This window comes from Nonomuraea sp. IBHARD001 (assembly GCF_056106265.1).
Window position 1 is genome coordinate 5,327,668 of the sequence record NZ_JBWBBW010000002.1, and the last position, 11,421, is coordinate 5,339,088.

The window sequence follows — 11,421 nt, forward strand, 5'->3', positions numbered from 1 at the left end:
ACTCACGCTCGTGTACAGCCGATTCGCCTTCCTCGACCACCCCGGGCCGCTGGCCTTCGCCCACCGCGGAGGAGCCGCGGAAGGACGCGAGAACACCCTCGCCGCCTTCGAGCGCGCGGTCGGGCTCGGCTACACCTATCTGGAGACCGACGCGCAGGCCACCTCCGACGGTGTGCTCGTCGCCTTCCACGACCACACGCTCGACCGGGTCACCGACAGGCGCGGGCGCATCGCCGAACTGCCCTACCGTGAGGTCAGCAGGGCCCGCATCGGCGGCTCGGAGGAGATCCCGCTGCTGGAGGACCTGCTCGGCGCCTGGCCCGACGTGCGCTTCAACATCGACGTCAAGGAGGCGGGCGTCATCGGCCCGCTGGCCGAGGCGGTCAGGCGCACCTCGGCCTACGACCGGATCTGCCTGACCTCCTTCTCCGACCTGCGGCTGATCAGGGCGCGTGCGGCGATGGGCCGCGAGGTCTGTTCGGCGCTCGGCCCGCGCGGCGTCGCCGCCCTGCGCGCCGCCGCGGCGACGTCCGGCTACGGCCGGATGATGGGCCGCCTGGCCCGCGCGGGCGTGCCGTGCGCGCAGGTGCCGGTGGGCTTCAGGGGCCTTCGCGTCACCACCCGTTCCCTGGTACGCACCGCGCACGCGCTCGGCATGCAGGTGCACGTGTGGACGGTCAACGACCCGGCCCGTATGAACACGCTGCTCGACCTCGGCGTCGACGGCATCATGACCGACAACATCTCCGGCCTGCGCGACGTCCTCGCAGCCCGCGACCAGTGGCATCCCGGCACACTCGCCGCCTGACAGGAGCCCCCCTCCATGACAGTCCCCGCACCCCCTGCGGTCTTCGACGAATCCCCCGAGGCCAGGCGTCGCGAGCAGCGCGGCTGGTACTGGTACGACTGGGCCAACTCCGCCTTCCCCACGACGGTCCTGACGGTCTTCCTCGGGCCCTACCTGACCGACATCGCGGAGAAGGCGGCTGCGGGCGCGGCCTACGTGCCGGTCTTCGGCATCGACGTGCGGCCGAGCGCCTACTACTCCTTCGTGGTCGGCGCGGCGGCGATCCTGCAGATCCTGGTGATGCCGATCGCGGGCGCGCTGGCCGACCACACCGGGCGCAAGCGCGAGCTGATGGGCGCGTTCGCCTTCCTCGGCGCGCTGGCCACGGTCTGCTTCTGGTTCGTCGGCGACGGGCGCTACCTGCTGGGCGGGGTGCTGTTCCTGGTCGCCAACATCGGGTTCGCCTGCGCGTTCGTCATCTACAACTCCTTCCTGCCCGACATCTCGACCGCCGACGAGCGCGACCGGGTCTCGGCGATGGGCTGGGGGTTCGGCTATCTGGGCGGCGGGCTGCTGCTGGCCGTACACCTGGGGCTCTTCCTCAACGCCGAGGCGCTGGGCCTTGAGGGGGGAACGGCGGTGCGGATCGCGCTGGCGTCGGCCGGGTTGTGGTGGGGCGGGTTCACGCTGATCCCGATGATGCGGCTGCGCAACAGGCACGCGCGTGCGCGCAGGAGCGAGACGGCCGGGCAGGCGGTCAGCGGGTCGTTCAGGCAGCTGTGGCGCACGCTCAAGGACCTGCGGCGCTATCCGCTGACGCTCGGGTTCCTGGTGGCCTATCTCATCTACAACGACGGCGTGCAGACCGTCATCTCCTTCTCGGCCACCTATGCCGACAAGGAGCTCGGGCTCGACCAGACGGTGCGCATCGGGGCCATCCTCATGGTGCAGTTCGTCGCGTTCGGCGGGGCGCTGCTGCTGGGGCGGCTGGCGCGCAGTCTGGGCGCCAAGCGGGTGGTGCTGGGCGCGCTGGTCGGGTGGACGGCCGTGGTCGCGGTGGCGTACTTCCTGCCGAAGGGGTCGGCGCTGCCGTTCTTCGCGCTGGGCTTCGCGATCGCGATCGTCATGGGCGGCACCCAGGCGCTGTCGCGCTCGCTGTTCTCGCACGTGATCCCCAAGGGCAAGGAGGCGGAGTACTACAGCCTCTACGAGATCAGCGACAAGGGCTCGACCTTCCTCGGCTCGTTCACCCTCGGCCTGGCGCTGCAGCTGACCGACAGCTACCGGCTCGGCATCATCTCACTGGTGATCTTCTTCGTGGTCGGCGGCGTGCTGCTCGCCATGATCAACCTGCCGAAGGCCATCCGCGCGGCGGGCAACGACGTGCCCGAACGCCTCTGAGGCCCGGCCCGCGCGGCGCTCCATGCGAGATCGTGACACGCGACGTCGGGAAAGCGCGATTGGATCACCACTTGGGTGGGAATCCCTTCACGGTATCAAGCGTTAGACACCGTGGGAGACAGACCCCTCACAATGGGGGCCCTGTAGGAGGCATTTAGACATGGGCGAGCGCGCGCTTCGCGGTACCCGACTCGGGGCAACCAGCTACGAGAACGACCGTAACACGGATCTGGCTCCGCGCCAGGAGGTGTCCTACACCTGCTCAAAGGGTCATCGCTTCGAGGTGCCACTTGCCGCGGAGGCCGAGATCCCGGCGACATGGGAGTGCCGCATGTGCGGTGCGACCGCGGTACGCCTGGACGGCGAACAGCCTGAGGCCAAGAAGGCCAAGCCGGCCAGGACACACTGGGACATGCTTCTCGAACGGCGATCGATCGAGGATCTGGAAGAAGTCCTGAACGAGAGGCTTGCGATTCTGCGCGCACAACGCCGCAAGAGCGCCTGACCTCTGACACCACGTCGAAAGCCCCCGGCCACTACGGCCGGGGGCTTTCGACGTCCAGGCACCGGACGTCCAAGCAGCGCGCGTCTCAGGCGTCGCGGTCCTCGCGGATCACCTCGCCGGTCACGACCTTGCCCGCGCCCGGGTGCGCCCGCTCGCCCTGCGCCTGCTCGGGCCCCTGCCCCTGTACGGAGAACGGCGGCATGGCGCCCAGACCGGAGTAGGGCGAGGCGGCGGCCATCGCCTTCAGCCGCCTGGCGAAGAACCACGAGCCGAGGCTGCGCACCAGCGGCCTGGTGAACGGCAGCAGGAACAGCAGGCCCGCGACGTCGCCGACGAAGCCGGGCACGGCCAGCAGCGCGCCGCCCGCCATGATCAGCCCGGCGTCGCCGAGCTCCCTGTCGGGCATCCGGCCCTCGTTGAGCGCGCCCTGGAGGTTGCGCCAGGCCCTGCGGCCCTCACGCCGCATGATCCAGCCGCCGAGCAGGGCGCCGCCGAGCAGCAGCGCCACCGTCGGCCACGCGCCGATCGCGCCGCCCACCTGGATGATCACCCAGATCTCCAGCACCGGGACGGCCAGGAAGGCCAGGAATAGCAGGAGCCGCATCACATGTCCTCGTTCAACCGCGTCAGCCGTACACCCTGTCCAACGTACGGCACGGCCAGGACGTTCCGGTGATCATCGGGCTCTCAGCGCGCGCCCTTGTTGCGGCTCCTCGTGGGCAGGCCGGTGACGCCCCACATCGTGATGCGCCACAGCGCCTCGGCCATGATGGCCCTGCTCATCTTGCTGGCGCCGATCGTGCGCTCGACGAACGTGATGGGCACCTCGGTGATGCGCAGGCCGTGCCTGGCCGTACGCAGGGTGAGGTCGATCTGGAAGCAGTAGCCCTGCGACTCGACGTCGGACAGGCCGATCTTCTCCAGCGCCGAGGCGCGGTAGGCGCGAAAGCCCGCGGTGGCGTCGCGCACGGGCAGGCCGAGCATGATCCTGGTGTAGAGGTTGGCGCCCCTGGACAGCAGCTCGCGCCTGCCAGGCCAGTTGACGACCTTGCCGCCCGGCACCCAGCGCGAGCCGATCACCAGGTCCGAGCCCTCCGACAGGGCCTGCAGCAGCTTGGGCAGCTCCTCGGGCTGGTGCGAGCCGTCGGCGTCGATCTCCACCATGACGTCGTAGCCCTGGCCGAGCCCCCAGCGGAAGCCCGCGATGTAGGCCGTGCCGAGTCCCTGCTTGCCCTCGCGGTGCAGCACGTGCACGTGCTCGTCGGCCGCCGCGATCTCGTCGGCCGCCCGGCCGGTGCCGTCGGGGCTGTTGTCGTCCGCCACCAGGATGTGCGCCTCGGGCACGGCCGCCCGCAACCGCTCGACGATCAGCGGCAGGTTCTCACGCTCGTTGTAGGTGGGGACGATGACGAGCACCCGGCCCAGCATCCGCTCCGTCATCGATCGCTCCTCGTCCTCCTGCGCCGCCACCAGGCCAGAGCCACGGCGCCCGCGCCCACCGATATCAATGCCCACTCGGGAGCCGCCCCCACCTGGGTGGCGATGGTGGAGCGGGTGCGGACGGGGACCTTCACGACCGTCATGTCGGCCACGCGTTCCTTCGTCTGCCAGGAGACCTTACCGTCCGGAGTCACGAAAGCCGAGATCCCTGTCGTGGCGGCTGTCACGACGGCCCTGTTGTGCTCGACGGCGCGCAGTTTGGACATGGCCAGCTGCTGGGGAGGCAGGTTCGACAATGCGTAACTGGCGTTGTTCGTCTGCACCACCAGCGGCGTGCCGCCGGCCCTGACCGTGCCGCGTACGACGCCGTCGAAGGCGACCTCGTAGCAGTTGACCGCGCCGACCGTGACCGGGCCCAGCTTCAGGTCGCCGTCGCGTGTCCCGGCCACCGACTGCCTGCCGACCAGGTTGGCCCGCTCGAACAGGGCCAGCACGATCTCCTTGAACGGCGTGAACTCGCCGAACGGCACGAGCTGCTGCTTGTCGTAGTAGGCGCCTGGGCCCGTCACCGGGTCCCACACCAGGCTGCGTGTCGCGCGGTGCTCGGCGCCGACGGCCACGACCGCGCCGACGAGCGTGGGCACGCCGACGTCCTTGACCGAGTCGTCGATCAGGGCACGGGCGAACTCACTGCGGTAGGGGTCGATGTCGGTGGAGTTCTCGGGCAGCACGACCAGGTCGGGTCTGGGCAGCCTGCCCTCGCGCACGGCCTTGGCCATGGCCTTGGTGGTGTCGGTGTGGTTCCTGAGCACGACGGCGGGCTCGTCGCCGAACGGGTACATGCCCTCGCCCGGCACGTTGCCCTGGACGATGCCCACATTGACCGTGCGCCCCTCGTCGCCCGGCCTGGGCAGGGCGAACGTCAGCAGCGGCACCGCGACCACGCCGAGCAGCGGCAGCGCGACCACCCTGGCTCCCGGCAGCCCGCCCGCGGCCCCGACCCGTGCGGCCGCGACCACCAGCAGCCCGCCGGTCAGCGCGACGGCGAAACTCACCAGCGGCGCGCCGCCGAGCGCCGCGTAGCCGGTGAAGGGCGACTCCCCCTGGCTGAAGGCGACCCGGGCCCACGGGAACCCGCCGACGGGGAACACGCCTCGCGCCCACTCCATGGCGACCCACAGCGCGGCCCCCCAGAGGGGCCACAGAGGCAGCCGGGACACCAGGGCGACCCCGGCAGCCAGAACGGCGTAGAAGAGGCTCTCGATCGCCACCAGGCCCAGCCAGGCGTCAACACCGATCGGCGTCACCCAGTGCAACGTCGGCAGCAGGAAGACCAACCCGGACAGATAGCCGAGCCACAGGGCCCTGCGCACGCGCACCCCGACGACGGCCCCGAAGAACAGCGCGAGCCCGAACGGCGCGCACCACCACCAGTCGAGCGGCGGGAAGGCCAGGAACAGCAGCACGCCGCCCACGGCTCCCGCGACGGCACGCGCCACCGCGCCCCGGGCCCGTGCGGGGCGGCCCGGCCCGGCGACCGGCTCGGCGGCCGGCACACCCGTCATCTCCTGCACCACTGCCGCGCCTCGTTCCTGTGTGCCGCACGCCCGGCGCCCCTGCTGGGTGCGCGCCCGTTCAAACGTACCGCCAAGGACACGGCGGGGTGGCCCCGCGGCAGACGGATGCCGCGGGACCACCCGGCGCATGCGGTGGTCCGCGCACGGGAACGGGAAGAGGGCCCGGAAACCCTTCGGACCGGACCCGTCTCGTCGGCGGCGAGCGCGGAGTTCCGTTGTCTACTGGGCATCCGGGCCCGTCCCGGGTCCAACCCCCCGCCCGGTTGGGGTGCCCCGACTCGACGGACCGACGGCCCTGCACCTGGCTGTAAGGACGAAGTCACGCTCCGTCACGGACGCAGGATCCGACGATGTCAGAGACGGCCAACCGGCCAAGTCCCATGCTGGACTGGGCAGCAAACTACCGACTCAAGCTCAGATGTCAACCGTGTCCCGATCAGCGGAAACCTCAAGTTTTCGCAGCTAGGACATGCTCGGCGAGCCACCTCAATGCCGCCATGTGAGGTGATGTCCCCATCAGGAGATACGGGGCTCCAGGCGCTGCAACCCCGGTGGGAGCGGGGCTTCGTGCACCACGCCGAGCCGCTGGGTGGCCCGGGTCAGCGCGACGTAAAGATCGTTGGCGCCGCGCGGCGACTCGCCGACGATCGCCTCCGGCTCTGCCACGATCACCGAGTCGAACTCGAGCCCCTTGGCGTCGGTGACGCCCATCACGGCCACCGGCGCGTCCAGCGTGTCGGAGGCGGGCCGCTCGCCGCCCCCGAGCACCGACACGCCGTCGATCTCGGCCGCGACCGCCGCGCCGATCTCCGCGATCCTGGCGACCGGCGCCAGCACGACGAGCTTGCCGCCCTCGCCGGCCTCCGCCTTGACCAGTGCGGGCAGCGCGGCCAGCGGGGCCGACCACGGCACCGCGCCGCTCTCGCGCACCGACGTCGGCGCCTGCAGCGAGGGGTCGATGGTGGCCAGCACGTCGGCGGCCACGGCCATGAGCTCGACCGGTGTGCGGTAGTTGACCGTCAGCCGCTCCTGCCGCCAGCGCCCGGCCACGTACGGGTCGAGCACCTGGCCCCACGAGCGCGCCCCGCCGACCGCGCCGGTCTGCGCGATGTCGCCGACGATGGTCATCGACCGGTTCGGGCAGCGCCGCATCACCGAGCGCCAGGCCATGGCCGACAGCTCCTGCGCCTCGTCCACGATGACGTGCGCGTAGGCCCACGAGCGGTCGGCCGCGGCGCGCTCGGCCGTGGTGAGGTACGGCTCGTCGCCCCGGTGCCGTTCGGCCAGCCGTTCGGCGTCCATCACGTCCGACAGGCCGGTGAGCTCCAGGACCTCCTTGGCGTACTTGATCTCGTAGTCGCGTTCCTGCTCGGCCAGCGCCCTGGCGGCGGCGAGCTCCTCCTCGGCCTGCAGGGCGGTGGCGCGCAGCACCTGCTCGTCGATGTCGCCGAGCAGTTCGGCGGCCTCGTCGAGCAGCGGCACGTCCGACTCGGTCCACTTCGCCGAGGGCGCGCGCCGCAGCAGGTCGCGCTCGGCCTGCGTGAGGTCCTGCCCGGCCTGGGCCAGGCGCTCGGGCGAGGCGTAGAGGCCGGCCAGCAGGCGCTGCGGCGTCAGGTAGGGCCACAGCCGGTTGAGCGCGGTCTTGACCGAGGGCTCGGTGCGCAGCTCCTCGCGCAGGTCGGCGAGCTCGTCCTCGTCGATCATGCCGCGGCCGAGCTTCTTGGCCGCCTGGCGGGCCAGCGCGTTGAGTATCGACCTGACGAAGATCGAACGGGCCTGGTTGTGCGGGCGCTTGGCCCTGACGGCCTTGTTCTTGGCGCCTTCGAGCATGTTCCTGTCGACGGTCAGCGCGTAGCGGCCGAGCTTGATCTCGATCGCCTGGCGCGGCACCCGCTGCCAGTCGCGTACGGCCCTGGCCACGACGTCGGCCATGCGCGCGTCGCCCTTGAGCGCGGCGACGGCGGGGGTGTCCCTGGCGGTGGCGACCAGGCCGGGCATCAGCTCGCCGACGGTGGCCAGCAGCACGTCGGTCTCGCCGAGCGAGGGCAGCACCTGCTCGATGTAGCGCAGGAAGGTCAGATTGGGCCCGACGATGAGGATGCCCCGGCGCTCCAGCTTCTGCCGGTGGGTGTAGAGCAGGTAGGCGGCACGGTGCAGGGCGACCACGGTCTTGCCGGTGCCGGGCCCGCCCTGGACCACGAGCACGCCGTTCAGGTCGGCCCGGATGACGCGGTCCTGCTCGGCCTGGATGGTGGCGACGATGTCGCGCATGCGGCCGGTGCGGTTCTCGTCGAGCGCGGCCAGCAGGGCGGCCTCGCCGTTGAGCGTGGCGCGGTCGTCGTCGGTCAGGCCCTCCACGTCAAGCAGGTCGTCGTCGACGCCGACCACGACCCGGCCCTTGGTCTGCAGGTGGCGGCGGCGCGTCACCCCCATGTGGGTGGCGGGTGTCGCGCGGTAGAACGGCTGGGCCACGGGCGCGCGCCAGTCGATGAGGAGGCGCTCCTGCTCGTCGTCGGAGATGCCCAGCTTGCCGATGTAGAGCGAGATGCGGTCCTCGGCGAGGTCGAGCCTGCCGAACACCAGGCCGCGCTCGACGGCCCACAGCCTGGCCAGCCTGGCGGCGTACATGCCGGCGAAGGAGTCGCGCTCGGACCTGTTCTGCTGGGTGCCGACGGCGCCCTGCGCCAGGACGTCCTTCAGCTGCTTCTGGGTACGCTCGCGCAGCACGTCCAGGCGGGCATAGAGCCTGGAGACGTAGTCTTGCTCTTTTGCCAGCTCGGTTTGACGAGTGGCGGTCGTTCCATTAGTCTCGGTATTAATGGGACGCTCCGGGCCATTTAGCTAGTTGTCACGACAAATCACTACACTAGCAGCTCCGTCGAGCCACTCACATCTTCCATCGCGACCACACCGGCACACGTGTCGCCACGGCACGGTCACAGCTTGGTTTCCTTCGCCTTCCCCCCTTGACCAAGGCGGGGACGACTCCGTACGTTCTCCCCAAGTTAGGAAAGTTTCCTAACTCCGAAGAGCCTCCCGACGTGCGGGAGCGTGATTCGGATGAGGCTGGGGGGCATCACTGAGATGAGCGTACCGACACCGGGCACGCCGAGCCTGCTGCGGGCCATCAACGACAAGGCCGCGCTGCAGGCGCTGCTCGACCGCGGGCCGCTCACCCGCCCCGAGATCGGCACCCTCACCGGGCTGTCCAAGCCCACCGCCTCCCAACTGCTGGCCCGCCTGCAGGAGGCCGGGCTCGTCGTCCTCGACGGCATCCGCGAGGGACTGCCCGGGCGCACCGCCGAGGTCTACCGCATCAATCCGCACGCCGCGTACGTGGCGGGGCTCGACGTCACACCCTCTCGCATCCTCGCCTCCGTCGCCGACATCACCGGCGCGGTGGTCGGCGAGCACCGGCACAACACACCGGGCCGCGCGGGCGGCGACGTGGTGGCGAAGGTGCGCGCCGCGCTCGAAGGCGCGTGCGGGCAGGCGGGCATCGGCCTGGACTCGCTGCGCAGGGCCGTCATCGGCATCCCCGGCGCGCTCGACCCGCAGACCGGCAGGCTCGGCTACGCCACGCCGCCCATCCCCGGCTGGCACATCCCGCACCTGGTGCCCACCCTGCGCGACGGCCTCGGCGTGTCCGTCGACGTCGAGAACGACGTCAACCTCGTCGCCCTGGCCGAACTCGCCGGCGGCATCGCGCACGGCCACCCCGACTTCGTGCTGCTGTGGGCCGACGAGGGCATCGGCTCGGCCGTCGTGCTCGGCGGCAGGCTGCACCGGGGCGCGACCGGAGGCGCGGGCGAGGTCGGCTACATGCCGACGCCGGGCGCGCCGACGGCCAGGGACACCGGCAGGCACGCCGACCACGGCTTCCAGAGCCTGGCGGGCGGCCCGACCGTGCGCACGCTGCTGCGCTCCTACGGCATCCGCGGCGCCAACCCGGCCACCGCACTGCACAACGCGGTCAAGGCAGCCGAGTCCGGCGGCCAGGAGGCGGCCGAGGGCCTGCGCGAGGTCGCCAAGCGCCTGGCCACCGGCCTGGCCGCCATCACCGCCGTCCTCGACCCCGAACTCGTCGTGCTGAGCGGCGCCATGCTGCTGGCCGGCGGCACCTCCCTGTGCGAACTCGTCGAACACGAACTGCACGCGCTCACCATCCCGCGGCCCAAGCTGCGGCTGTCCAGCGTCGAGGGCAACCCCGTCCTCGCCGGAGCGCTCGACCTCGCTCTCGACACCACCCGCGACGAGGTCTTCAGCTCCACCGTTCCCGCCTGATCCCCCGCTCCCCCTCCTGAGAACCCATCTCAACCCCCTTTGCTAGGAGGCACCCCCGTGCACCGACGGTTCATCCCCATGGCCGCCGCCGGGCTCATGGCCCTCGCGCTGACCGCCTGTACGGCGGGCAAGCAGGCCGCGCCCTCACTCGGCGCGCCCAAGCCCTCGGGCGCCGCCTCACAGGCGCTGCCCGCCGCGACCATCGAGTTCTGGCACGGCGTCGTGGCCGAGAGCGAGATCAAGGCCTTCGAGGACGCCATCAAGGGCTTCGAGGCCAAGTTCCCCCAGATCAAGGTCAAGCTCACCAAGGGCGTGCAGGACGACCAGATCACCGCGGCCGTCCGCGGCGGCAAGGCCCCCGACGTGGCCGCCTCCTTCACCACCGACAACGTCGCCCAGTGGTGCAAGAGCGGCGTCTTCCAGGACCTCAACGCCGTGATCAAGGCCGACGGCATCGACCTGTCGATCCTGCCCGCCGCCGCACGCGCCTACACCGAGTTCGAGGGCAAGCGCTGTGCGATGCCGCTGCTGGCCGACGCCTACGGCCTGTACTACAACAAGGCCCTGATGAAGGGCAACGAGCCGCCCAAGACGCTCACCGAGCTGACCGAGCTGACCAAGAAGCTCACGGTCAGGAACCCCGACGGCTCGATCAAGGTCGCCGGTTTCATCCCCAGCTTCCAGTACTACGAGAACTCCCCCTCCCACCTCGGCCCGATGACCGGCGCCAAGTGGTACAACGAGGACGGCACCTCCGCCATCGGCTCGGACCCCGCCTGGAAGCAGCTGCTCACCTGGCAGAAGGACCTCGTCGACTGGTACGGCTACGCCAACCTCGACAAGTTCCGCAAGAGCCTGGGCGACGAGTGGGGCGCCGACCACCCGTTCTTCAAGGGCAAGGTCGCCATGGTCCTGGACGGCGAGTGGCGCAACGCCATGATCGCCGCCGACTCCAAGGCCAAGGACCTGGACTACGGCACGGCCCCGCTGCCGGTCGCCGACGACAAGCCCGACCTGTACGGCTCCGGCTTCACCGCGGGCACCGTGATCGCCGTGCCCAAGGGCTCGAAGAACCCGCAGCACGCCTGGGAGTTCGTCAAGTACCTCACCACCGACACCGACAGCCTGGTGGGCCTGTCCAACGTGCTGCGCAACGTGCCGACGACCCAGGCGGCCATGGAGTCGCCCGCGCTGGCCGCCGACCCGCAGTTCAAGACCTTCCTCGACATCTTCGCCCACCCGAAGACCAGCACGCTGCCCGCGACCGTGAACAGCGTGTTCAACCAGGACGTCTTCTCCACCTTCCTCACCTCGTGGGAGAAGGGCGGTGTCAAGGACCTCGACGCCGGTCTCGCCGACGTCGACAAGCGCATCAACGACAAGCTGAAGCTGTCCGGGGGCTGATCGGCGATGGCTGCCACCCACGC

The 11,421-nt window shown here is 70.7% G+C and carries 9 protein-coding genes; 5 read left to right on the plus strand and 4 right to left on the minus strand.

What is annotated here, in order from left to right; all coding sequences use genetic code 11:
* Positions 1 to 10: 10 nt before the first annotated feature.
* From ACTWNK_RS26360 to ACTWNK_RS26370, 3 genes are all read left to right on the plus strand, one after another.
* Positions 11 to 808, plus strand: a complete 798-nt coding sequence (locus ACTWNK_RS26360) for a glycerophosphodiester phosphodiesterase family protein (RefSeq protein ID WP_474307222.1) — start codon at positions 11 to 13, stop codon at positions 806 to 808.
* A gap of 15 nt (positions 809 to 823) precedes the next feature.
* Positions 824 to 2,188, plus strand: a complete 1,365-nt coding sequence (locus ACTWNK_RS26365) for an MFS transporter (RefSeq protein WP_474307223.1) — start codon at positions 824 to 826, stop codon at positions 2,186 to 2,188.
* A gap of 160 nt (positions 2,189 to 2,348) precedes the next feature.
* Positions 2,349 to 2,693 (plus strand): RNA polymerase-binding protein RbpA, encoded by a 345-nt coding sequence (locus ACTWNK_RS26370; RefSeq protein WP_474307224.1) that lies wholly within the window; start codon positions 2,349 to 2,351, stop codon positions 2,691 to 2,693.
* Positions 2,694 to 2,778: 85 nt separating this feature from the next.
* On the opposite strand, the gene ACTWNK_RS26375 is transcribed toward ACTWNK_RS26370, so the two are convergent.
* From ACTWNK_RS26375 to ACTWNK_RS26390, 4 genes are all read right to left on the minus strand, one after another.
* A complete protein-coding gene (locus ACTWNK_RS26375) occupies positions 2,779 to 3,297 on the minus strand; it encodes an FxsA family protein (protein WP_474307225.1) in 519 nt (172 codons plus the stop codon).
* Positions 3,298 to 3,380: 83 nt separating this feature from the next.
* Positions 3,381 to 4,133 carry a polyprenol monophosphomannose synthase gene (locus ACTWNK_RS26380; RefSeq protein WP_474307226.1) on the minus strand — a complete coding sequence of 251 codons (753 nt, stop codon included), beginning with the start codon at positions 4,131 to 4,133 and terminating at the stop codon, positions 3,381 to 3,383.
* The gene (gene lnt, locus ACTWNK_RS26385) at positions 4,130 to 5,698 is read right to left on the minus strand and encodes an apolipoprotein N-acyltransferase (protein ID WP_474307227.1); all 1,569 of its coding nucleotides are present in this window, start codon (positions 5,696 to 5,698) and stop codon (positions 4,130 to 4,132) included. The genes ACTWNK_RS26380 and lnt overlap by 4 nt, the downstream gene beginning before the upstream one ends.
* A 528-nt stretch (positions 5,699 to 6,226) precedes the next feature.
* A complete protein-coding gene (locus tag ACTWNK_RS26390) occupies positions 6,227 to 8,437 on the minus strand; it encodes a HelD family protein (RefSeq protein WP_474307228.1) in 2,211 nt (736 codons plus the stop codon).
* Positions 8,438 to 8,794: 357 nt separating this feature from the next.
* On the opposite strand from ACTWNK_RS26390, the gene ACTWNK_RS26395 reads away from it, so the two are divergent.
* Positions 8,795 to 9,994 carry an ROK family transcriptional regulator gene (locus ACTWNK_RS26395; RefSeq protein ID WP_474307229.1) on the plus strand — a complete coding sequence of 400 codons (1,200 nt, stop codon included), beginning with the start codon at positions 8,795 to 8,797 and terminating at the stop codon, positions 9,992 to 9,994.
* Between the two features lie 57 nt (positions 9,995 to 10,051).
* Positions 10,052 to 11,398 carry an ABC transporter substrate-binding protein gene (locus tag ACTWNK_RS26400; protein ID WP_474307230.1) on the plus strand — a complete coding sequence of 449 codons (1,347 nt, stop codon included), beginning with the start codon at positions 10,052 to 10,054 and terminating at the stop codon, positions 11,396 to 11,398.
* Positions 11,399 to 11,421: the final 23 nt, after the last annotated feature.